At 72.4% G+C, this 21,676-nt stretch carries 18 protein-coding genes; 11 read left to right on the forward strand and 7 right to left on the reverse strand.

Going from position 1 to position 21,676, the window contains the following annotated elements:
• The 3 genes from AB0L75_RS41995 to AB0L75_RS42005 all read right to left on the reverse strand — a co-directional run.
• Positions 1-267 (reverse strand): inositol monophosphatase family protein (locus tag AB0L75_RS41995; RefSeq protein ID WP_365191558.1); only part of this gene is annotated, 267 nt, incomplete at its 3' end.
• Between the two features lie 92 nt (positions 268-359).
• Positions 360-2,183: an RICIN domain-containing protein gene (locus AB0L75_RS42000; RefSeq protein WP_365191559.1), complete on the reverse strand. Its 1,824-nt coding sequence runs from the start codon at positions 2,181-2,183 to the stop codon at positions 360-362.
• Between the two features lie 135 nt (positions 2,184-2,318).
• The gene (locus tag AB0L75_RS42005; protein WP_365191560.1) at positions 2,319-3,500 is read right to left on the reverse strand and encodes an FAD-dependent monooxygenase; all 1,182 of its coding nucleotides are present in this window, start codon (positions 3,498-3,500) and stop codon (positions 2,319-2,321) included.
• A 198-nt stretch (positions 3,501-3,698) separates the two neighbouring features.
• Here AB0L75_RS42005 and AB0L75_RS42010 point away from each other — a divergent pair, with 198 nt between their 5' ends.
• The 6 genes from AB0L75_RS42010 (at position 3,699) to AB0L75_RS42035 (ending at position 9,729) form a co-directional block, all read left to right on the forward strand.
• The gene (locus AB0L75_RS42010) at positions 3,699-4,706 is read left to right on the forward strand and encodes a Ppx/GppA family phosphatase (protein ID WP_365191561.1); all 1,008 of its coding nucleotides are present in this window, start codon (positions 3,699-3,701) and stop codon (positions 4,704-4,706) included.
• Between the two features lie 103 nt (positions 4,707-4,809).
• Positions 4,810-5,778 carry an ABC transporter substrate-binding protein gene (locus tag AB0L75_RS42015; protein ID WP_365191562.1) on the forward strand — a complete coding sequence of 323 codons (969 nt, stop codon included), beginning with the start codon at positions 4,810-4,812 and terminating at the stop codon, positions 5,776-5,778.
• Positions 5,775-6,578 carry an ABC transporter permease gene (locus AB0L75_RS42020; RefSeq protein WP_365191563.1) on the forward strand — a complete coding sequence of 268 codons (804 nt, stop codon included), beginning with the start codon at positions 5,775-5,777 and terminating at the stop codon, positions 6,576-6,578. The genes AB0L75_RS42015 and AB0L75_RS42020 overlap by 4 nt, the downstream gene beginning before the upstream one ends.
• The gene (locus AB0L75_RS42025) at positions 6,575-7,372 is read left to right on the forward strand and encodes an ABC transporter permease subunit (RefSeq protein ID WP_365191564.1); all 798 of its coding nucleotides are present in this window, start codon (positions 6,575-6,577) and stop codon (positions 7,370-7,372) included. Before AB0L75_RS42020 ends, AB0L75_RS42025 begins: the two co-directional genes overlap by 4 nt.
• Positions 7,369-8,976, forward strand: a complete 1,608-nt coding sequence (mdlC, locus tag AB0L75_RS42030) for a benzoylformate decarboxylase (RefSeq protein WP_365191565.1) — start codon at positions 7,369-7,371, stop codon at positions 8,974-8,976. The genes AB0L75_RS42025 and mdlC overlap by 4 nt, the downstream gene beginning before the upstream one ends.
• A gap of 3 nt (positions 8,977-8,979) precedes the next feature.
• Positions 8,980-9,729 carry an ABC transporter ATP-binding protein gene (locus AB0L75_RS42035; protein WP_365191566.1) on the forward strand — a complete coding sequence of 250 codons (750 nt, stop codon included), beginning with the start codon at positions 8,980-8,982 and terminating at the stop codon, positions 9,727-9,729.
• A 57-nt stretch (positions 9,730-9,786) separates the two neighbouring features.
• Here AB0L75_RS42035 and AB0L75_RS42040 read toward each other — a convergent pair whose 3' ends face one another.
• The 3 genes from AB0L75_RS42040 to AB0L75_RS42050 form a co-directional block, all read right to left on the reverse strand.
• Positions 9,787-12,426, reverse strand: coding sequence for a glycosyl hydrolase (locus AB0L75_RS42040; RefSeq protein ID WP_365191567.1), 2,640 nt, complete (start codon positions 12,424-12,426; stop codon positions 9,787-9,789).
• A 105-nt stretch (positions 12,427-12,531) separates the two neighbouring features.
• Positions 12,532-13,659 (reverse strand): GNAT family N-acetyltransferase, encoded by a 1,128-nt coding sequence (locus AB0L75_RS42045; RefSeq protein ID WP_365191568.1) that lies wholly within the window; start codon positions 13,657-13,659, stop codon positions 12,532-12,534.
• Positions 13,660-13,934: 275 nt separating this feature from the next.
• A complete protein-coding gene (locus AB0L75_RS42050; RefSeq protein ID WP_365191569.1) occupies positions 13,935-14,807 on the reverse strand; it encodes a helix-turn-helix transcriptional regulator in 873 nt (290 codons plus the stop codon).
• A gap of 143 nt (positions 14,808-14,950) precedes the next feature.
• Here AB0L75_RS42050 and AB0L75_RS42055 point away from each other — a divergent pair, with 143 nt between their 5' ends.
• The 3 genes from AB0L75_RS42055 to AB0L75_RS42065 all read left to right on the forward strand — a co-directional run bounded on the left by AB0L75_RS42055 (position 14,951) and on the right by AB0L75_RS42065 (position 16,922).
• Complete coding sequence (locus AB0L75_RS42055) at positions 14,951-15,706, forward strand: SDR family oxidoreductase (protein ID WP_365191570.1); 756 nt, start codon at positions 14,951-14,953, stop codon at positions 15,704-15,706.
• A 71-nt stretch (positions 15,707-15,777) separates the two neighbouring features.
• A complete protein-coding gene (locus tag AB0L75_RS42060; protein ID WP_365191571.1) occupies positions 15,778-16,686 on the forward strand; it encodes an SDR family NAD(P)-dependent oxidoreductase in 909 nt (302 codons plus the stop codon).
• A gap of 26 nt (positions 16,687-16,712) precedes the next feature.
• Positions 16,713-16,922 carry a tautomerase family protein gene (locus AB0L75_RS42065; RefSeq protein WP_365191572.1) on the forward strand — a complete coding sequence of 70 codons (210 nt, stop codon included), beginning with the start codon at positions 16,713-16,715 and terminating at the stop codon, positions 16,920-16,922.
• Between the two features lie 17 nt (positions 16,923-16,939).
• Here the strand turns inward: AB0L75_RS42065 and AB0L75_RS42070 are convergent, their stop codons facing one another.
• Positions 16,940-17,917 carry a TetR/AcrR family transcriptional regulator C-terminal domain-containing protein gene (locus AB0L75_RS42070; RefSeq protein WP_365191573.1) on the reverse strand — a complete coding sequence of 326 codons (978 nt, stop codon included), beginning with the start codon at positions 17,915-17,917 and terminating at the stop codon, positions 16,940-16,942.
• A gap of 178 nt (positions 17,918-18,095) precedes the next feature.
• Between AB0L75_RS42070 and AB0L75_RS42075 the strand changes: the two genes are divergently transcribed.
• Positions 18,096-19,205: an FAD-dependent monooxygenase gene (locus AB0L75_RS42075; protein ID WP_365191574.1), complete on the forward strand. Its 1,110-nt coding sequence runs from the start codon at positions 18,096-18,098 to the stop codon at positions 19,203-19,205.
• A gap of 229 nt (positions 19,206-19,434) precedes the next feature.
• Positions 19,435-21,676 (forward strand): TIM-barrel domain-containing protein (locus AB0L75_RS42080; RefSeq protein ID WP_365191575.1); only part of this gene is annotated, 2,242 nt, incomplete at its 3' end.

Raw genomic sequence — 21,676 nt, forward strand, 5'->3', positions numbered from 1 at the left:
CAGCGGGTCGACGAGCCAGCGGCGGTGGGCGTCGGCGGCGCCGGAGCGTCCGCTCTCCTCGCCGGTCACGGCGTCGTCGGGGCGGGCGGCACGCAGCACGTCCAGAATGGCCCGCTCGGCGGCGAGGTCCGCCTCGGTCGCGAAGTCGCCGGCGGACTTGTCGTACCGTGCGAGCCGGCTGCCGTAGAGGTCACGGACCACGGCGGCGCCCGCCCGGGCCGCCGTCACGGCCACCTGTGCATCGGAATCCCCGTTGTTGATCGACATGGTCGCAGGGTAGTCGGACGCAAGTCCCGTCCCGCCGGACGGGGTTGGGCCCGCGCGGCCGGGGAGCGCCCGCGCGGGCCCGGCTCGGCCGGCTAGTGGCCGGCCTGGCCCTTCCCGGTGTGTGGGGCACCGGTCGGGGTGAGGGACAGGGTCTGCTCGGCGGCGGAGCGTCCGGCGCCGACGGAGGTCCCGCTACGGTCCGTCCAGTTGCGCACCGGCGTGGTCTCGGCGAGCCGCCCGGAGCTGCCGGAGAGGCCGAGCACGAGTCCGCTGTAGCGGTTGACCAGACGGTAGGTGCCGCCGGCGGCGTCCGGGAGCACGAACCACTGCTGTCCGGCCGTCGGCCCGCCGGCCCCTGCCGCGGTGACGGTGGGCCTGGCGCCCCAGGCGCGTCCGGCACGGGAGGTGGAGTCCACGCCGAGCAGCCGGCCGCTCGCCGCGTTGGCGATGGTGAAGGCGCCGTCGCCGGTCGGGGTGAAGACCCAGGTGTCGCGGCCGGATCCGGAGGGCCGGCCGAGCGAGGTGGTGGCGCTGCCGGTGGCGGTCTGGGCGAGGATCCGGCCCGCGCCGCTCGCGATGCGGTAGCCGCGGCGCGTGTCCATGGGTGCGGGTGCGGGCGCGGTGGAGTCGATGGTGAGGTCGACGTACTCGCCGGAGGCGTCGTGCGAGCAGCCGAAGGCGCAGTAGGAGCGGAAGGACTTGCCGACGATCGTGGAGCTGGTGCGGTTGGCGCTGTCGAGGAACCAGCGGTACCAGGAGGCGTTGGTGTAGCTGCCGGTGTCCCCGATGAGGTGCCACTTCTGGCTCGTCAGGTCGGTCGTGGCGTAGAGGTACTGCGGTGAGTTCCCGCTCTGGTCGACGGCCTGCGGTTCGCCGATGTACAGCCCGAGGTAGGCGTCGTAGGCGATGTTCATGACGAACAGCGGCGAGGTCGGCGGCATCTTGCCGGCCGCGATCTGCTGGGCGGCGGTGCCGGTGTTGGCCGGGTCGTACTCGGCGGAGGCGGGGGTGTAGCCGGTGGGGTGGTCGGCGTCGACGGGGACGACGTTGCTCTCCTTGCCGCCGGTGCCGGGCTGCGACCAGGCGCCGTCGTACCACTTGCGCCAGGAGCCGGGGGCCATCTTGGCGGAGATCGGGGCACGGGCCACATGCTCGTAGAACGCCTTCCAGCCACCGCTCTTGTCGATGATCCGGGAGCCGTAATAGACGTAGAAGTAGCCGGAGGCGGTGTCGACGAAGAGGCGCTGGTCGCCGTCGCCGTAGGAGTACGTCTGGTTCGGGAAGGCGGCCGTGTCCCCGCGCCTGGTGCTGTACGGGGAGGTGATCACGTGGTCCTTGATGGTCCAGGTGCGGCCCCGGTCGGTGGAGACGGCGTAGTCGATGGCGTCGTAGTGCAGTCCGTCGCCGAAGGGCTGCGGGGTGAACTCGTTGTGCACCAGGCCGTACCAGTCGCCGGTGTCGGGGTCGACCCAGAGCCCGGACAGGTCGCAGTAGTTCTTCTGGGCGTAGCCGGAGCCGCTCGGGGCGTACGTCGCTCCCCGGCCGGTGGGGCTGTTGTTGCAGCGCCAGGTGGTGTCGTCGTTGCGGTCGGCGGAGTTGGCGGGGTTCACCGCCTTGCTCAGGGTCTTGTCGAAGCGCGCGGAGTCGAAGTCCCTGCCGGTGTAGAAGTCCCAGGTGCGCGGGTCCTTGGCGCCGTACAGGGCGGCGGACTGCTGGTAGTGGAAGGTGCCGTCCCGGTCGAGATAGGGATCGGCGGGGGTGTCCGTGGGGTGGGTGAAGGGTACCGGGGTCCCCACGGTCACGGTGTAGGTGGCATCGGCGGACGGCGCGGCCGGTGCCGGGGATGCGGTGCCGCCGCCCAGGACCAGGGCGGTGGCCGTCGAAAGCACGGCCACGGCGCCGCCTGCTCTGCTCAAGAGCCGCAACTGTGCTCCTTGTTGCCGAAGGGCCGGTTGCACGGAACGATCCGGCTCCGGTGGTTTCCCCGGCAATGGACTCCAGTGTTCCGCCTCTTGCACTTTCGCGCGCGTACCTCCGCCCGGAGGGGCCGGTCAGGGTTGCTCGGGCGGGGCGGCGGACAGTGGGCTGTCCCAGGCCAGTTGGCGGATCAGCGCCTCGTCGGGTGCCGCGGTACGGGCCGCGACCGGGCCGGGGCGGGACGGGGTGCGGCTGCCGCGGGAGATACCGCCGCTGACGGTGATGTTGTGTTCCGCGCGGGGACGGCGGTGCCGTTCGTAGGCGGTGAACGCGGCCGGCGCGTCGGGCAGGTCGCGCAGCGCCTTGGCGAGGACGACGGCGTCCTCCAGTGCCATGGAGGCGCCCTGGCCGGTCGCCGGGGACGCGGCGTGGGCCGCGTCGCCGATGAGCAGGACGCGCCCCTTCTGCCACACCGCCCCGAGCGGCATCTCGGTGGCGTTGACGACCATGACGGGGCCCTCGGAGGCGGCCACGATGTCCGCGGCGGGTGCGGCGTCCTTGCGCAGCAGCGGCAGGAGTTCCTGGCGATACGGGGCGCGGTGCGCGGAGCGGCGCGAAGGCAGGGGTTCCGTGGTCACGCGGGCGAACCAGTACGTCTGCCCGGCCGGTGACACGGCGTATCCGAACGCGGTCTCGCTGCCCCGGACCATGGTGATGACGCCGGTGCGGTCCGCGCCGGGCGGGGTGCCGGCATAGCCGTAGAAGACCCGCTGACCGGCGTACCCGGGCCGCATGCCCGGGGTGAGGATGCGGCGCACGGTGGAGTTCAGCCCGTCGGCGCCGACGACGAGGTCCGCGTGGGTCGCGCTGCCGTCGGCGAACCCGGCGGTGACGCCGTGGGGGCCGTCCGCGAGGGAGACCAGCCGGGCGCCGTGGCGCAGGCGGATGCCGCGCCGGGCGGTCTCGCCCTGCAGGGCCGCGTTCAGCTCGCCGCGGCGCAGGCAGCGGTAGCGCAGTGCGGGCTCGGCCACCTCGCCGAGCGGTGCGTGGGTCAGCTCGGTGCCCTCCTGGTCGAGCAGCCGCAGTGAAGTCAGCGGAAAACCGACCGCTGTGACGGCGTCCGTGGCGTCGAGCTGGGCCAGGGCGCGCATGCCGTTGCTCGCCAGGGTCAGGAACGCCCCGATGTCCTCGGCCGAATCGGGGTGTTCCTCGTACACGGTGACGCCGAACCCCGCCTTGTGCAGCCCGAGGGCGGCCGCGGTCCCCGCGATGCCGCCCCCGATGACCAGTACCCTCGTCGCATCCGTCCCGCTCAAGTGCCGCTCCCAGCGCCGACCGTGGTGGTGACCGTCCAGGCGACCATCTAAGGGCAGCGGACGGGGATGCGGGTGGCTTGGGGGCCGGGATCCGGACAGCGAGTGAACCGGGGTCCGGGCGGCACGCCGGGCCGTGCTGTGCGCGGAAGCGACGCTTGTATGACGGGTTTTCAGCGGAGAAGTGGGTAGTTCCCGGCCATGCGGGTGAGTGTGGTGGACGCGGGATCGAACACGGTTCGGTTGGTGATCGCGGATGTGGAGGACGGTGTTCCGCTGCCGGTGCGCACGGCCAAGTGGAAGCTGCGCCTGTCCGAACAGGTCGGTCCGGACGGCACCCTGGCCGACGAGGCGGTGGAGCGGCTGGTGAGGGCGGTGGCCGCGGCCGGGGCGACGGCCCGGATGTGGCATGCGCCGGGGCCGCTGGCCTTCGCGACCGCGGTGGTGCGCGGTGCCCCGAACCGGCAGGAGGTGCTCCGCCGAGTGGCGGCCGGGACCGGGATCCGCATGTGCACCCTGCCGGGTGAGACCGAGGCGGAGCTGACCTTTCTGGCGGCCCGGCGCTGGCTGGGCTGGCGGGCCGGCCCGCTCGCGGTGCTCGACATCGGGGGCGGCTCGCTGGACGTGGCCTTCGGCCGGGGCCGACTGCCCGACTTCGCGGCCGCCCTGCCGCTCGGCGCGAACCGGCTCACCCGGGAGTACCTCGACCTCCAGGACCCGCCGGGGCCGGAGGAACTGAGGGAACTGCGCCGCCGGATCCGCCATGAGCTGCGGGACGTCGCCTCGCGGATCCGCTGGGAGCGGCCGCGCACCGCCGCGGTCAGCTCCCGTACGTTCCAGCAGCTGGCCCGGCTGTGCGGAGCGGCGCCGGGGCGGCAGGGGCCCTTCGTACGGCGGGAGTTGCACTGCCGGGATCTGCAGGAGGCGGTCGGTACCCTCGCCGCGCTGCCCGCCGCCGAGCGGGCCCGGCTGCCCGGGATCTCCGCGCCGCGCGCCGCGCAGAGCCTGGCCGGAGCCGTCGTCGGGCACACGGCGCTGAAGCTCATGGGGCTGCGCGGGGCCGTGGTCTGCCCATGGGCGATCCGCGAGGGCGTGCTGCTGCGCTACATCGAGGACGGCGCGGACTGGTGGACGGAGGTCACCGGCGCGGCCGAGGCCGTACCACCGTCCCCCGCGCCGCCCCTGCGCATCGCGGGCCCACCGGCCTGAGGCGGCCCGGGCCCTGCCGGGAATCGTGCGTATTTCTCCAAAGGGCCCGGAATCCAGCCCCGATCTGTAGCGATCATGACAAAGGGAGGGTAGTCATGCCGGTATGGCATTACGTCGATCACGTTCGGGAACGAAACGGCCCGCCGCGCTCGTGGCCGCGGCCGCCCTGGTCCTCGTGGGCTGCGGCAGCGGCGGCACCTCGCACTCCGGCGACGGGCGGCAGCAGCTGACCGTCGCGGCGCTGCCCCTCACCGACTCGGCCGCCCTCTATCTCGCCCGGGACCGCGGACTGTTCGCCAAGGAGGGCCTGGACGTCCGCATCCAGCCCGTGCAGCAGAGCATCCAGGCGCTGCCCGCGCTGCTCAAGGGCCAGGTGAACGTGATCGCGAGCGCGAACTACGTCACCTACCTCCAGGCATATGAGAAGGGCACCCTGGACCTGCGCATCCTCGCCGAGGGCGTCCGGATCGCCCCGCACATGATGGACGTCCTCGTGCCCAAGGACTCGGCGCTGAGGAAACCCGCCGACCTTGCGGGCAGGAAGGTCGCCGTCGCCGTCCTCAACAACATCCAGTCCCTGACCCTGAACGCGATCCTCGACGCCCAGGGCGCCGGCCGGCCCGTCTACCGGCAGATCCTGTTCCCGCAGATGGGCCCCGCCCTGGAGAAGGGCCAGGTGGACGCCGCCCACGCGGTCGAGCCCTTCGACACCGCAGTCCAGGCCGAGTTGGGCGCACGGGTGCTGCTGGACGGCGGGTCGGGACCGGCGCTCGGCCTGCCGGCCAGCGGGTACATCACCACGGCCGACTTCGTGAAGAAGAACCCGAAGGCCGCAGCCGGCTTCCGGCGTGCCATCGAGACGGCGTCCAAACTCGCCGCCGGCGATCCGGGGACGGTCCGCACGGAGCTGCCGACGTACACCAAGGTCAGCGCGGACCAGGCCAAGTCGATCCATCTGCCCACCTATCCGGTGACCGCCGACCCGGCCGCGCTGCGCCGGCTCATCGCGCTCATGCGCACCCAGCGGCTGCTGAAGAAGGACTTCGATCCAGCACCCCTGCTGGTGAAATGACACGACGTCAGGACTTTCTGCTCGGCCTGCTCGGCGCGGCGACGGCCTTCGGGGTCTGCGAGGCGGTCTCCCGGGCCGGGATCGTGCGGCGCAGCTATCTGCCGCCCGCCTCCGAAGTCCTCGCCCGCGCCGCCCGGCTGGCGGGCGACACGTCCTTTCTCGACGGGATCGGGGTGACGCTGCGGGCCTGGGCACTGGGGCTCGGGCTCGCCTGCGCGATCGCCGTGCCGCTGGGGCTGCTGCTCGGCGCGGTGCCGGTCGCGGAGACCGCCGTACGCGCGGTGATCGAGTTTCTGCGGCCCCTGCCGTCCGTCGCGCTGATCCCGCTGGTGTCGCTGCTGCTCGGATCGGGCACCGAGACGGAGGTGACGCTGATCGCCTACGCCTCGCTCTGGCCGGTGCTGTTCAACACCGTGTACGGCCTCGGCGAGACGGACCCGCTGGCCAAGGAGACCCTGCGCGCCTTCGGGTTCGGGCGGCTCGCGGTGCTGCTGCGGGTGGAGTTGCCGGCCACCGCCCCGTTCATCGCCGCCGGAGTGCGGATCTCGGCCGCGGTCGCCCTGATCCTCGCCGTCGCGACCGAGATCCTCTCCGGCTTCGGCCAGGGCCTCGGCATCTTCATCGCCCAGGCGGAGACGGCGACGGACGGTACCCGTGATGTGCTCGCGGGGGTGGTGTGGGCGGGGGCGCTGGGGCTGGTGATCAACGGCGTACTGGTCGGCGCGGAGCGGCGGTTGTTCGCGTGGGCCGAGGAACCCCGGGAAACGTCGGGGCAGTTGCGGCCGGGGACGCGCCCATGAGCCGTACCGCTCTGCCCCTGCTGTTGCGCTGGTCGGTGCTCCTCGTCGCCGTGGCCTGCTGGGAGCTGGCGGCGCGGGCGCAGGGCAGCGTCTACTTCCCGCCGCCGCTGCGCATCGCCCGGCACGCCCGCGACCTGTGGTTCTCCGGGCCCGCCGGTCATCTGTTCCTCACCTCGGCCGCCGTCGACACCATCCTGCCGAGCGTCGGCCGGATGGCGGCCGGATTCGCGCTCGCCGCCGCCGGCGGGATCACCCTGGGGATCGCGGTGGGCCGCTCGCGCCGGGCGTACGCGCTGTGCAACCCGGTGCTGCAGTTCGCGCGGGCCGTGCCGCCGCCCGCGCTGGTGCCGGTGTTCGTCGTCGTCCTCGACTTCGGTACGCCCATGCAGGTGGCGTCGATCGCGTTCAGCGCCGTATGGCCGGTGCTGGTCAACTCGGCCGAGGGCGCCCGGGCCACCGATCCGCTGCGGCTCCAGGTGGCCGCCGTGCTGCGGCTGACGGCGCCCGAACGGCTGTGGTTCCTGATCCTGCCCTCGGCGCTGCCCCGGATCTTCGCGGGGCTCCGGCTCAGCCTGTCGCTGTGCCTGATCCTGATGGTGTTCTCGGAGCTGCTGCCGGGCAGCGACAACGGCATCGGCTTCACGCTCACCGACGCCCAGACCCGCTCCGACCTGCTCACCGTGTGGTCGGCGCTGCTGCTGCTCGGCGCGCTCGGGTATCTGCTCAACACCGGTCTGCTGGCGGTCGAGAAGCGGCTCGTCGGCCCGAGGACGTCCACGGGGAGGACGGCATGACGACGACCACGGTCCGGGACGCGGTCGTAGGGCTGCTGCGGGACACCGGCATGACCACGGTCTTCGGCAATCCGGGCTCCACGGAGCTGCGGATGTTCCGGGACTGGCCGGACGACTTCACCTATGTGCTGGGTCTTCAGGAGTCCGCCGTCGTCGGGATGGCGGCCGGGCACGCCCTCGGCACCCGGCGGGCGGCCTTCGTCAGCCTGCACTCGGCGGGCGGGACGGGGCACGCGCTCGGCGCGGTGTTCAACGCCTTCCGCGACCGGGTGCCGCTGGTGATCGTGGCGGGACAGCAGGCGCGCTCGCTGATCCAGCTGCGGCCCTTCCTCGGCGCCGACGAACCGGCCGCCTTCCCGCGCCCGTACGTGAAGTCCGCCCGCCAGCCGGAGCGGGCCGAGGATGTGCCGGCTGTGCTCGCCGAGGCGTACCGGATCGCGATGACGCAGCCACGCGGCCCGGTGTTCGTGTCCGTGCCCGAGGACGACTGGGACCGGCCCGCCGAGCCTGTCGCGCCCCGCACGGTGCACTCGGCGTTCACGGCCGACCCGGACGCCCTCGCATCGCTCGCCGACCGGCTGGCCGCCTGTGCGCGCCCGGCGCTGGTGGTGGGCCCGGGCGTGGACGACGAGGACGCGCTGGACCTGGTGCGGGCGCTGGCCGAGCGGATCCGGGCCGGGGTGTGGATCAGCCCGCTCTCCGGCCGCTCCGGCTTCCCGGAGTCCCACCCGCTGTTCCAGGGCTTCCTGCCGCCGGTCGCCCGTCAACTGGCCGCGCGCCTCGCCCCGTACGACATGGTGGTCGCCCTCGGCGCACCGGTGTTCACCTATCACGTGGCGGACGACGGCCCGCCGCTCGCGCCCGGCACCGAGCTGTTCCATCTGGACTGCGACCCCGGCCAGGCCGCCTGGCTGCCCACCGGCACCAGCCTCGTCACCACGCTGCGCCCCGCCCTGGCCCGGCTCACCTCGCTGCTGAAGGAATCCGACCGCGATCCGCCGCCTCCCCGGCCGGCTCCGGTCCCGGCCCGCGCCGACGGGCCCATCACCCCGGAGCTGTTCTTCGATCTGCTGCACGCCCGGCTGCCGCACGACCGGGTCCTCGTCGAGGAGGCGCCGAGCCATCGCGACACGCTGCACGCGCGCGTGCCCATCGAGCTGAGCGGCGGTTTCCTGACCACGGGCAGCGGGGCGCTCGGCTGGGGCCTGCCGCTCGCGGTCGGCCGGGCGCTCGCCGACCGGCGCCGGGTGGTGTGCGTGGTCGGCGACGGTTCGGCGCTGTACTCGGTGCAGGCGCTGTGGAGCGCGGCCCGGCACGCGGCGCCGGTCACCTACGCCCTGTTGGACAACGGCGGTTACGGCGCCGTCCGCGCCCTGGGCCGCCGGATCGGCATCGCGCCCGTCCCCGGTACGGAGATCACCGGTATCGACTTCGCCGCGCTCGCGGAGTCCTTCGGCTGCCCGGCGGCCCGCGCCGAGCACGCCGAGGAGCTGCCGGCCGCGCTGGACCACGCCCTCGGCCGCGGCGACGACGCGGGCCCCTTCCTGCTGCATCTGCGGGTCACCGGCGGTGCGGGCACCCTGTACGAGCCCTGGGCCGGGTGAGGGATGCTGCGCCTCGACTCCGTCAGCCGGCACTTCGGCGACACCCGCGTCCTGGACGGCATCAGCCTCACGGTGCCCGACGGCCAGCTGCTCAGCGTGGTCGGGCCCTCGGGCTGCGGCAAGTCCACGCTGCTGCGGACCATCGCCGGGCTGCTGCCCGCGCACGAGGGCACGATCACGGTCGACGGGACACCGGTGACCGGCGTGCCGGAGCATCTCGCGGTCGTCTTCCAGGAGTACGGCCGCTCGCTGCTGCCCTGGCTCACCGTCCGCGACAACGTGGCTCTGCCGCTGCGCCGCCGGGGCCTGGGTCGCGCCACCCGCCGGGCCGAGGCCGAGTCGATCCTCGAACGCGTCGGACTGCACGGGGTCGGCCGGCGCCGTCCCCGCGAGCTGTCCGGCGGTATGCAGCAGCGCGTCGCCCTCGCCCGCGCCCTGGTCTGCCGGCCCTCCCTGATGCTCATGGACGAGCCGTTCGGCTCGCTGGACGCCGGGACCCGGGAGGATCTGGAGGACCTGCTGCTGGAGGTCCATCGCACCGACGGCACCACCATCGTGTTCGTCACCCACGACATCGACGAGAGCGTGTACGTCGGTGACCGCGTCGTCGTCCTCTCCCCCGGCCCCGGCTCCCGCGTCGTCCTGGACCTGCCGGTCGACCTGCCCGGTGAGCGCGACCAGATCAGCACGCGGAGCCTGCCGGGGTTCGTGGCGCTGCGCACGGAGGTGGGGCGGGCGGTACGCGGCAAGTAGTACGGGGAGGGGTGGCCCCCGTCGCTCTGGGGCCACCCCTTTGGTGCGCTCCGGCGGTCAGCGCAGGTCGCACACCTTCAGCGTGTAGATGCCCCGGCCGTGTGTGGCGGCGTACAGCGTGCCGCCGTCGGGGCTGGTCCTGAGCTGGAGGACCGCCACGGCCGGCAGGCTGCCGATCCGCTGCCAGGTGGTGCGGCCCGGCGCGCGGTAGACAACGCCGAGGTCGGTGGCGACGGCGAGGCCGCCGTCCGCCGTCACCAGCGCGGAGTCGGTGGGCACGTCGGGCAGGTTGGCCGAGATGTCCTTCCAGGTGGTGCCGCCGTCGGTGGACTCGAAGACATGCCCGACGCCCGCGCCGGGGCCCTCGGTCCAGTGCCGGGAGAAGCCGTTGACAGCGAGGAAGACGTGGTCGGCGTTGTTCGGGTCGACGGCGAAGCCGCTCAGGTAGCGGTTGGGCACGGTCCCGTCCACGGGCAGGCTGATGTCGTGCCAGCCGGTGCCGTCCGCGTTGCCGACGGCGATGCCGCGGGCGAAGCCCTGGTTGTTGCAGGGGCCGCACCAGGCGGCGTAGATCTTCCCGCCGGACGCGGTGACGGCGGTCGCGACCCGGCCGGCGCCGAAGTCGTGCACGCTGGTCCACTCGGAGCCGCTGCGGATGGCGTAGCCGTGGGTCTGCACCCAGATGTGGCGGCCGCCGGCCACCCAGGTGTTGCCGTCCTTCAGGTCCGCCGCGAGCGGGGCGATGAAGCGGGCCTCGCTGGTGGCGTTGTCGGCCGGGGCGACGGAGTACGAGGTCGCCTTGCTCGCGTCCTTGGTCCAACTGCCGTCGTTGACCGCGCAGTTGTTGGTGACCTGGACGGCGAGGTAGACGTACTCCTGGGCGATGTCGCAGCCGTTGGCCGGGTCGGTGAGGGTGTCGCCGCCGTCGCCGCCGAAGTTGGAGCCCATCACCTTGTCGTCGCCGCGCAGGACGGACTGGCCGTTGTCCTGCAGGCCGCCGGTGACGGACAGGCCGCCGTGGTCGAGGTCCTTGCCGATGCCGACGGAGTAGTACTGGAGGGTGTCGATGGTGCCGTCGTTGAGGGACGTCCAGTCGGTGGCGTGGCCGGAGGCGTCCTGGGAGCCGTTCACCGGGCGCTTGTAGACACCGCCGTCGTTGCCGATGTACACGAAGCTCTTGCCGTGGTACCGGCCGATCGCCACGCCGTGCTGGTCGGAGTGGGTGGTCGGGTTGCAGTCGCCGGTCCGCTTGGCCGGGTCGATGCTCCAGCAGGGGAAGGTGAAGTTCCAGTACGGGCCCACGGTCGACCAGTCGCCGCCGCCGTCCTTGGTCTCGTAGACCTCTTCCAGACCGGCGTACACGTGCTGGGCGTCGCTCGGGTCGACGGTGAGGAACTGGTTGTACCAGGCCTGTACGCCGGGCATGTAACCGGCCGTGGTCAGCGCGGAGTTGTCGGCGGCCAGGCCCTTGTAGTCGGCGATCTTCGTCCAGGGGCCGGTCGGCGAGCCGGACTTGGCGACGTAGATGCCCTCCAGGCCGCTGTCCGGGTTGGTGCTCAGCTGCTTCGGGGACTGGTCGATGGCGTAGTAGCGGGAGCCGTCGGCGGAGCGGGCGAAGGTGACGTTGCCGATGTCGTCGGCGTCGGCCGGGAGGTCACCGAGGCCGCCGGCGATCCGGGTCCAGGCGCCGTTCACCTGGGTGTAGAAGCCGTTGTAGTCGTCGCCGCCGCGCCAGCCGACGGCCAGGACCACCTTGGCGGGATCCTTGGGGTCGATGGCGATGTCGTTGGCGATGTTCTTGTACGGGGCGCTCGGGTCGTCGGCCTTCGAACCGCCCGGCAGGAAGTCGGGGTTGGGCGCGAACTCCAGCTTCCAGGGGCCGCCGAGCCGCTCGGTGGAGTGGCTCCACACACCCCTGCTGGTGGCCGCCCACACCTTGCCGCCGCCGAAGCGCAGCTCGTGGATGGTGGTGCTCTCCAGCTCGTCGCCGCCGACCCGGCCGCGCGTGGCGAAGGAGCCGTGGTGCGGGTGGGTGAGGACATAGACGCCGCTGCCGGGATACGCGTCGGAGTTGGTGGTGGCCTCGCCGGTGCCGAGCCACAGCCGGCCCGCGCCGTCGAGGGCGAGGGCGCCGGTGGACTGGGCGGGCAGCCGGTCGCTGATGGGCTGCCAGTGGCCGCCGCCGGTGCGCGAGCGCCATACTCCGCCGCCGGCGCTGCCCGCGTAGACGTAACCGTCGTCGTCGGCGGCGAGCGCCGCCGTCCGGCCGGTGACGTCGCCGCTTCCGCCGCTGGAGTTGGAGTCGATGTCGCGGTAGCGGGGGTCGTCGGAGTCGTACGGCAGATCGGTGATGTTGCGCCAGCTGCCGCCCGTGCTCGGCAGCGCGGTGAGGTCGCGCCAGGCGGCGCCGTACGCGCCCGGTGCGACCACACCCGGAGAGGTGCGGGCCTCGGCGTACTGGTCCGCGCCCTCGGCGATCTCGTCGGCCTCGTTGCCGTCATCGCCGCCCGTCGCCGTATGCGGGGACATGACGCCCACCGACTGCTCGCGTTCCTTGGCGAGTTGGCCGAGGGCCCGGACGCCGAAGGGGCTCGGTGAGCGCCCGGAGGCGGCGGACGGGGGGATCGCGACGAGAGCGGCGGAAGCGGTGAGCGCACAGAGCGTGAACCACTGTCTTCTGCGGGTTGGTCGGGACACCAGGGACCTCCGGGATGCATCGACACTGCCGACGCAGGAGACCCGACCACTCCGGCGCGAAAACATCCGCCGCTTGGCGAAGTTTTGACGAGAACCTGTCAGTAACTACCGTTCCGGAACGCGGTTCCTCCCGGCGTCCGAGGAAGCGGCCGCCACGCCCTGGGTGCGGAACCGGCCCACCGACTTCAGCAGGTGGTCGGCCGGATCACGCAGCCCCGGGTGGGCCAGCACCGTGTTGCGCAGCCCGCGGACCGGCCGGCGCCACAGCCGCTGGGCCAGCGCCACCGGATGGGCGCGGGCGGCGAAGCCCTCGGCGACCCGCAGTTCGCGGGTCTTGAGCCAGTCCTTGTACTCCTTGTCACCGCGGCCCAGGTCGACCAGGGTCACCCCGGCCCGGGCGGCTGCCTCGGCGGTGCGCAGGTGCATCATCAACCCCGGTGAATAGTAGTGCAGTTCGGGGTCGTAGGCGGTGAACCAGGCCGCCAGCACGGTGCTCGACGGGGGGCCGAAGTGCGCTGCGACCGGCCGGTCGCCCGCGTACAGCACGGACAGCACTCCGGTGCAGTGCTCCTCGCGGACACGGAAGAGATGGTCGACCAGACCGACGATCCACGGCCGGGCGAACCGGTCCATGCGGCCGGTCCTGCGGTACTGCGCGGACTTCCACCGCATGAGCGTGCGCAGCACCTCCGGGTCGCGCTCGTCGAACACGAACCGCACCCCGCCGATGTCCCGGCCGAGCCGCCGTTCCTTCTTCAGCGTCGTCTTGGCCAGCCCCGGATAGGTGGCGCGCAGCCACTCCGGGTAGCCGCCGTCGCCGGGTTTCACATCGATCACCGGGGAGGCGAAGGTGCCGGTGACGTGCGGTGCGAACGGCCCCTGCTCCTGCACGAGATGGTCGAACTCGAAGATGCTGAGCCCGCAGGCCCGCAGCAGTTCCCCGGCGTTCCAGGTGACTCCGGGCCGGTGCACGAGGGCCTGGCAGTCGGACAGCCCGAGCCCTATGGCCCGTCCGGTGCCGAACGGCCCGCGCTCGTAGGGAAAGAACCCCGCGGGTTCCCCGCCCTCGCGCAGGACCGCCACCCGCGCCCCGGCCCGGAACCGGCCGACGCCGATCGCGAACTCCGGTGCGAGGAAGGGGTTGGCGTACTCGGGTGACTCGTCCATCGCGCGGTGCCAGGCCCCGCGCAGCTCGGGCGTCAGCTCGCCGGGTCTGTGGATGGTGATCTCCACCTCAGTTCGACCGCCCTTCCGCAGGCTCCGCGAGCGGTGTGCCGGCTGCGGCACAGGCCGGTGAGGCGTGTGGATCATGGCTCATGGATCGCATGGGCGACCGCTCCCCCCATGACGCGCCGGGCGCGTCCTGCCACTGGTTCCGATGTGCGCAGTAGTCCCCTCCGTGCGCGACCGCTCAAACGTCGCGAAACGTACGCACTCCGTCAAGGGTGCCTCAGGCAGCCGACGGTCCGCCACGGGTCTGCGGACATCGGTGACAAGTCCCCGGCGCTTCAGTGGTGCCGGGGCCCCGGTTCGTCCGCCGGGGCGGCCAGGTCCTGTGTGCCGATGACCGACAGCAGTTCGAGCTGGGCGGCTCCCTCGGTGCCGGGCGCGGCGCTGAACCACAGCAGCCGCTGGCGGCCGTCCTCGCTGAACAGGTTGTGGCAGTCCAGCTCGATGACGCCGAGCGAGGGGTGCACGATCCGCTTGTGGTCGGTGCGGCGCAGGGCCACCTCCCGCCGCTCCCACAGCTCGGCGAACTCCGCGCTGCGCCTTCGCAACGTGGCCACCAGCCGGGTGACGTCGGCGTCCTTGGCGCGCCGGGCCGCGACCGCCTGCAGGTCGGCGGTGAACACGCGGGAGTGGTGCGGATGGTCCTCGGCCGGGTACAGGCCGCGGGCGGCGGGGTCGGTGAACCACCGGTACACGAAGCTCCGGTGGGGACCGCGCCCGGACGGCATCGGGCCGAGCAGCGCCCTGGCGAGGGGGTTCTGCACAAGGGGCTCGTGCAGGTCGGTGATGACCTGGGCGGGGGTCGTGGTGAGCCGGTCCAGCAGGCCGAGCAGGGCGGGCTGGACGAGCGCGGCGGGCCCGTGCGCGGCGGGCGGCAGCGGGCGGTCCGCCAGGTGGAAGAGGTGGTCGCGTTCGTCGCCGCCGAGCCGCAGGGCGCGGGCGAGGGCGGCCAGCACCTGGGCGGAGGGCTGGGCGCCACGGCCCCGCTCCAGCTCGGTGTAGTAGTCGGCGGACAGCCCGGCCAGCTGGGCCACCTCCTCGCGGCGCAGGCCCGGCACCCGGCGGCGGGGGCCGGTGGGCAGGCCGACGTCGGCGGGGCGGACCCGGTCGCGCCGGGACTTCAGGAAGGCGGCCAGCTCGGCATGGTTCACGCCGTCCATCGTCGCGCCTCGGGGCGCCGGTAGCCAGGGGTCGCCGACCCCAGGGTGAGCGCAGCCGTGGCTGGCTCCGGTACGGCGGCCCAGGGTGGACTCACCCACCGGGCGCCACGCCGCCCCCAGCGACGGGAGATCTCATGTCCACCGAAGCAACCACCCCCTCGGCACCCCGTGTCGCCGTCGTCACCGGAGGCTCGCGCGGCATCGGCCGGGCGACGGTGAGCCGGCTCGCCGCCGACGGCTACGCCGTCGTGATCGGGTACGCGGGCAACCGCGACCTGGCCGAGGCCGCCGTCGAGGAGGTCACCGCGGCCGGCGGCCGCGCGGTCGCCGTACGCGCCGATGTGGCCGACGAACGGCAGGTCGCCGCGTTGTTCGCGACGGCCGCAGCGGAGTTCGGCGGAGTGGACGTCGTGGTCCACGCGGCGGGCCGGATGTATCTCGCGCCCATCGCCGAGCTGGACCTCGCGGAGCTGGACACGATGCACCGCACCAACATCCGCGGCACCTTCGTGGTCGCCCGGGAGGCGGCGCGCACCCTGCGGCGGGGCGGCTCGTTCGTCGCCTTCTCCACCTCCGTGGTGGGCCTGGCGTTCCCCGAGTACGGCGCCTACTCCGCGAGCAAGGGCGCGGTCGAGGCACTGACCCTGGTACTGGCCCGCGAGCTGCGCGGCCGGGACGTCACCGTGAACACCGTGGCCCCCGGGCCCACGGCCACCGATCTCTTCCTCGACGGCAAGGACGAGGAGACCATCGCGCACCTCGCGGCACAGCCCCCGCTGGAGCGCCTCGGCACGCCCGCGGACATCGCCGAGGTGGTGGCGTTCCTCGCCTCCCCGGCCGGCCACTGGGTCAACGGCCAGGTCGTACGTGCCAACGGCGGCATCGTCTGACGCCTGCGGCCCCTCGCGCACACCGCCATCCACGACACCCCCGTGCCACGGCCCACTCCCAGTGAGGAATCATGAATACCGACATTCATCGAACGATCCTGGTCACCGGCGCCTCCAGCGGCTTCGGCGCGCTGACCGTGCGCGCTCTCGCCGACGCCGGACACACCGTCTACGCGGGCATCCGGCAGACGAGCGGCCGCAACGCGCCCGCCGTGGCCGCCCTGGACCGGTACGCGGCCGGACACGGCGTCGCCCTGCACGCCGTCGAGCTGGACGTCACCGCCCAGGACTCCGCGGATGCGGCCGTGGCCCGGGTGCTGGCCGCCGAGGGCCGGCTGGACGTGGTGGTCCACAACGCGGGCCACATGGTCTCCGGGCCCGCCGAGGCCTTCACCCCCGGACAGCTGGCGGAGCTGTACGACGTCAACATACTGGGCGCCCAGCGGGTGAACCGGGCCGCGCTGCCCCGTCTGCGCGAGCGCGGGGAAGGCCTGCTGGTGTGGATCGGCAGCTCCAGCACGCGTGGCGGCTGCCCGCCGTTCCTGGGGCCGTACTTCGCGGCGAAGGCGGCGCTGGACGCGCTCGCGGTCAGTTACGCCGGCGAGCTGGTCCGGTTCGGGATCGACACCGCGATCGTCGTGCCTGGCGCCTTCACCTCCGGCACCAACCACTTCCTGCACGCCGGCACGCCCGCCGACACCGGGCGCGCGGGCGCCTACGACGAGCGCTACGGCGCCCTGCTGGCGGAGCTGGACCAGCGGCTCGCGGCGCTGGTCCCGCCGGACGCGGACGCGGCGGAGGTGGCCCGGGCCGTCGTACGGCTGGTGGAGCTTCCCGCCGGCCGCCGCCCGCTGCGCACCCATGTCGATCCCGCGCGTGACGGCAGCGAGGTCGTCTCCGCGGTGGCCGACCGGATCCGCGCCGACTTCTTCCGCCGCGCCGGCCTCGACGACCTGCTCACCACGGGCAGTTCCCTCTGACGCACCGTCAACCAAGGAGAATCATCATGCCGTTCGCGAACTTCAAGGTCCCTGCCGGAAGTCTGGACGAGGAGCAGAAGGAGCTGATCGTCACCCGTACCACCGAGCTGTACGTCGAGATCTACGGCGAGCGGGCTCGTGCCGCCACCATGGTCCTGGTGGAGGAGGTGACGGACGGCGGCTGGGGCATCGGGGGCGGCGTACTGACCCTGGCCATGCTCCGGGAGGACCAGTGACGTCATGAGCCGCCCGGTCACGGGGTGGCGCGGCGGGGCGGTGGGGACTCGATGATGATGGCGATGCCGTCCAGGAGCGGCTTGAGGCCGAACTCGAACAGGGTGTCCAGGTCGAGGTCGTAACCGCCCTTGACACTGCTGGTGACCCTGGTGAACACGGGGTGTCCGGTGGCCGCGGTGATCGCCGCGAAGGCGGGGGCCTGGTGGTCCATCCACTGGTCCTCGGACAGGCCGGTGGCAGCCTCGGCCTGGGCTTCCCGCTCCATGTGCACGGCGATCCCGTGGATGTAGCTGTAGAGCAGGACGTGCAGGTCGAGCATGGTCTGCGGATCGAGGCCGCGGCCGTCGAGGGCGGCGAGCGCCCATTCCGCGTGGGTCATCAGGGCCGGCAGCATCAGGGGGCGGGTGAGGGAGCCGACCTGTGCGAGCCAGGGGTGCCTGCGGTGGATCCGCCACAATGTGCGCGCGCCGAGTTCCAGTCGGGCCCGCCATCCCTCCGGTGGCTCGGCCGGATAGGTCTCCTCACCGAACGCCGCGTCCGCCATCAGGAGAACGAGGTCGTCCTTGCCGGCGACATGTCGATAGGGGGACATGGCGGCGACACCGAGTCGGGCGGCGACGCTGCGCATGGACACCGCGGTCAGCCCTTCGCTGTCCGCGATGTCCGTCGCGGCACGGACGATCCGTGCGCGGCTCAGTTCCTGATCGGAGTGGGCCGTGGACGGAGTCCGGCGTTCGGGCGGGACGCGATGCCTCGCCGGCGCCGGACGGTCCTTGGCCGCCACCACCGTACCGACCCGGGGTCTGGCCTCGACCAGCCCTTCCAGGCGGAGGACGGTGAGGGCCTTGGTGGCTGTGGCGAGCGCGACTCCCCATTCACGGGCGATCTGACGCGTCGACGGTACACGCTCGCCCGGGGCCAGGCTGCCTTCGGCGATGCGCCGGGCGATCTCGTCGGCGATGCGCCGGAACGGCGGATCGGATGGTGGGGCCATGCCGTCGGTTCCTCGGAAATTCTTTTCGTGCTCGCCGCATCTGTACTAGCTCAGACCTTACCAGCACGGGATGCCCTGACGACCCCAACTGTCCTAGGAAAGAAGGGATAAGTGGGCAGTTGGAGGCACTGCGCGTACGCCGTACATTCAGGCGCGTACAGCGTACGAAGGAGCTTGAATGAAGACTGTGCTCATCTCCGGCGCCGGTGTCGCGGGGTCCGCGCTCGCCCACTGGCTGCACCGCGACGGCATCGCCGTGACCGTGGTGGAACACGCGCCGGGGCCGCGCGCCGGCGGCCAGGCGATCGACATCCGCGGCACCGCCCTCGACGTCGTCGAGCGGATGGGGCTGCTGGACCGGGCCCGAGCCCTGCGCACCCGGATGCGCGGCATGTCGGTGCTGGACGGCGACGGCAGGGAGATCCACCGCTCGACCGAGACGACCTTCAGCAGCGGTCGGCTCGCGAACGACGACATCGAGCTGCTGCGCGAGGACCTGGTCCGCCTCCTGCACGAACAGGCCGGTGCCGATGTCGAGTTCGTCTTCGGGGACGGCGTCACCGCGCTGGACCAGGACAGGGACGGGGTACGGGTCGCCTTCGAGCACGGCCGCCCCCGGACGTTCGACCTGGTCGTGGGCGCCGACGGCCTGCACTCTGCCGTACGGCGGCTGGGGTTCGGACCGGAGGAGCGGTTCAGCCGCCATCTGGGCATGCACCTGGCGATCTTCGGTGCGGACAACTTCCTGGCCCTGGAGGACTGGCAGCTGTGGCTCAGGGACGGCGAGGCCGGATATGGCATCTATCCGGTGCGGGACAACGCCGAGTTGAGGATCTCGTTCGGTTTCGGAGCCTGGCCGCTGCCCGCCGGCCAGCTCGACACCGAGCAGCACAAGCGATTCGTGGCCGACCGGATGGCCGCGCTCCGCTGGGAGACCCCGCGGCTGCTGAAGGCCCTGTGGGAAGCGCCCGACTTCTACTGCGACGCGATGACGCAGATCCACATGGACCGCTGGTCGAACGGCAGGACCGTCCTGCTCGGCGACGCGGGCTACTGCGCCTCTCCGCTGTCGGGCCAGGGCACCAGTCTCGCTCTCGTGGGGGCCTGGGTGCTGGCCGACGCCCTGCGACGGGCGGACCGCGACCATCGAACGGCCTTCGCCCGCTACGAGGAGCGGATGCGCCCGTTCGTCGAGGTCAACCAGGCGCTCGCCACCGAGAATCCCGGCGGACCGGCCTGCGAGGCCTCCGTCGAGCGGGCCAAGACCGCGATCACCCTCGACACCTGACGTCCCCTCGGCCGACGGCGCGGCGATGCCCCGGAAAGGCGCGGCCGCCCGCCACAGCCCGCCGGGCCCGCGCTCTTGACATGAACCTGCGCCAACCCCGAGTCTTCGTGCGTGAAGTTGCTCGATTGACGCTTGTTTCGAGCGTATCCGAGCAGCAACCCGCAAGAACAGTCAGTCCGCAGTAGTGCGTGAGGGGAGCTGTTCCGCCGTGCGAAGACTCCGACATCGTGTGCCGTGGCCGGCCTGGATACCGCTGGGGCTGGCGAGCGCCCTCGCGGCGACCATGCTCGCCGCCCCGGCACCCGCCGAGGCCGCCGCCACCGCCTCCGGCGCCGTACTCGACCCCGCACACAGCAGCGTCGGCTGGCAGAGCCCGGTCTACGCCAAGGGCACCGGCGGCGGCACCGAGAGCTGTCCCGACGCGGCGGCCGACCCCGACAGCAAGGTCTGCGACCGCTTCGACCTGACCGTCTCGGTGCCGGACGGCTACTGGGACGACAACCCCGAGGGCGGCGTCCCGCTGTCGGTCAAGTGGGACAAGCCCACCGACGACTTCGACCTCTACGTGTACGACGACCACGGCAAGCAGGTGGCGTCCAGCGCGGGCACCGCCGACCCCGAGGCCACGGTGATCCCGCGGGCGTCGGGGACGTACCACGTGCTGGTCGTGCCGTACGACGTGCACGACAACTCCTTCACGGGCACCGCGTACCTGCCCGCCACCACCGACGCCGGGGATCTCACGTCCTTCTCGGGCAGCGAGGGCAGTTACACCATCGGAGCGGGGCAGCTGAAAGCCCGGGCCGACTTCCTGACCGGCGGCCAACTCCGGCTCCAGGCCGATCCGTCCGGCTCGCTCAGCGATCCCGCGGGGACCGCGATCGTACGCGAGGAGCCCGCCCTCCAGCGGCACACCTCGTCCTTCGACGCGGGCGACTACTACGGCATCCGTTCACCGGAGGCCGTCCTGCGGGTGTACAAGAGCCCCCTGCGCTTCGGGCTGTACAGACCCGACAACCGCACCCGGATCTGGCAGGAGGACAAGCCGCTGCGCTGGTCGACCGGCGGGATGCGGCAGAGCCTGGCGCGAGGCGCGGACGAGCAGTTCTTCGGCGGCGGCGAGCAGAACGGCAGCTTCTCGCACCGCGGACAGACCATGTATGTGTCCAACAGCTTCGACTGGGACGAGGGCGGCTACAACAACTCCCAGCCGTTCTACCTCTCCAGCGCGGGCTACGGCGTCCTCCGCAACACCTTCGCGCCGGGCGTGTACACCTTCGGCTCGCCGGTGACCACCGGCCAGCAGGAACGGCGCCTGGACGCCTACTACTTCCTCGGTGACGCCAAGCAGGTCATCGGCAGGTACACGCGGTTGGTGGGCAAGCCCTTCATGCCTCCGGTGTACGGCCTCGAACCCGGCGACTCGGACTGCTACCTGCACAACGCCAACCGGGGCGAGCGGCACACCCTGGACGCACTGAAGATCGCCGACGGGTACACCGGGCACCAGATGCCGCTCGGCTGGATGCTGGTCAACGACGGCTACGGCTGCGGATACGAGAACCTGGAGCAGACCGCCCAGGGCCTGCAGGACCACCACGCCCAGCTGGGTCTGTGGACCCAGGACGGCATCGGCAAGCTCGCCGACCAGGTCAAGGCGGGCCAGCGGGTGGCCAAGCTGGACGTGGCCTGGGTCGGCAACGGCTACAAGTTCGCGCTGGACGCGTGCGACGCCGCGAAGAAGGGGATCGAGGACAACAGCGACGCGCGCGGATTCGTGTGGCTGCCGGTGTCCTGGGCGGGCGCCCAGCGCTGCGGGGTGCTGTGGAGCGGCGACCAGAAGCTGTCCTGGGACTACATCCGCTGGCAGATCCCGACCTACGCCGGGGCGACCATGTCCGGCATCGCCTACAACACCGGCGACGTGGGCAGCATCTACCGCCACGACGCCAAGATGTACGCCCGCGACCTGCAGTGGAAGGCGTTTCTGCCGGCCATCATGACCATGGACGGCTGGGCGACCGACCTCACCACCAAGAAGCCCGCCGACCAGCAGCCCTGGCTGGACGGCGAGCCGTACACCTCCATCAACCGCACGTACCTGCAGCTGAAGGAGCGGCTGCTGCCGTACATGTACGCGCTGTCCGCCGAGGCGGCGAAGACCGGTGTGGGCGCGGTGCGTCCGCTGTGGCTGGAGTACCCGGACGATCCGGGCACCCTCACGGACCAGGCGAAGTACGAGTTCCTGTCCGGGCCCGACTTCCTCGTCGCCCCGGTCTACCAGGACTCCGACACCCGGGACGGCATCTATCTGCCGAAGGGCACCTGGACCGACTACTGGACCGGCCGCACCTATCAGGGCCCGACCACGATCAACGGCTACCACGCCCCGCTCGACACGCTCCCGCTGTTCGTGCGCGAGGGCGCGATCGTACCGATGTGGCCCAAGGGGACGACGAGTTGGCAGACCC

Source organism: Streptomyces sp. NPDC052101 (genome assembly GCF_040680235.1).
Classification (GTDB): Bacteria; Actinomycetota; Actinomycetes; order Streptomycetales; family Streptomycetaceae; genus Streptomyces.

Excerpts from the sequence above, each read along its gene's own strand:
- AB0L75_RS42010 (WP_365191561.1), top strand. The coding sequence starts at position 3,699 with ATGCGGGTGAGTGTGGTGGACGCGGGATCGAACACGGTTCGGTTGGTG.
- AB0L75_RS42015 (WP_365191562.1), top strand. The coding sequence starts at position 4,810 with ATGGCATTACGTCGATCACGTTCGGGAACGAAACGGCCCGCCGCGCTC.
- AB0L75_RS42020 (WP_365191563.1), top strand. The coding sequence starts at position 5,775 with ATGACACGACGTCAGGACTTTCTGCTCGGCCTGCTCGGCGCGGCGACG.
- AB0L75_RS42025 (WP_365191564.1), top strand. The coding sequence starts at position 6,575 with ATGAGCCGTACCGCTCTGCCCCTGCTGTTGCGCTGGTCGGTGCTCCTC.
- mdlC (WP_365191565.1), top strand. The coding sequence starts at position 7,369 with ATGACGACGACCACGGTCCGGGACGCGGTCGTAGGGCTGCTGCGGGAC.
- AB0L75_RS42035 (WP_365191566.1), top strand. The coding sequence starts at position 8,980 with ATGCTGCGCCTCGACTCCGTCAGCCGGCACTTCGGCGACACCCGCGTC.
- AB0L75_RS42055 (WP_365191570.1), top strand. The coding sequence starts at position 14,951 with ATGTCCACCGAAGCAACCACCCCCTCGGCACCCCGTGTCGCCGTCGTC.
- AB0L75_RS42060 (WP_365191571.1), top strand. The coding sequence starts at position 15,778 with ATGAATACCGACATTCATCGAACGATCCTGGTCACCGGCGCCTCCAGC.
- AB0L75_RS42065 (WP_365191572.1), top strand. The coding sequence starts at position 16,713 with ATGCCGTTCGCGAACTTCAAGGTCCCTGCCGGAAGTCTGGACGAGGAG.
- AB0L75_RS42070 (WP_365191573.1), bottom strand. The coding sequence starts at position 17,917 with ATGGCCCCACCATCCGATCCGCCGTTCCGGCGCATCGCCGACGAGATC.
- AB0L75_RS42075 (WP_365191574.1), top strand. The coding sequence starts at position 18,096 with ATGAAGACTGTGCTCATCTCCGGCGCCGGTGTCGCGGGGTCCGCGCTC.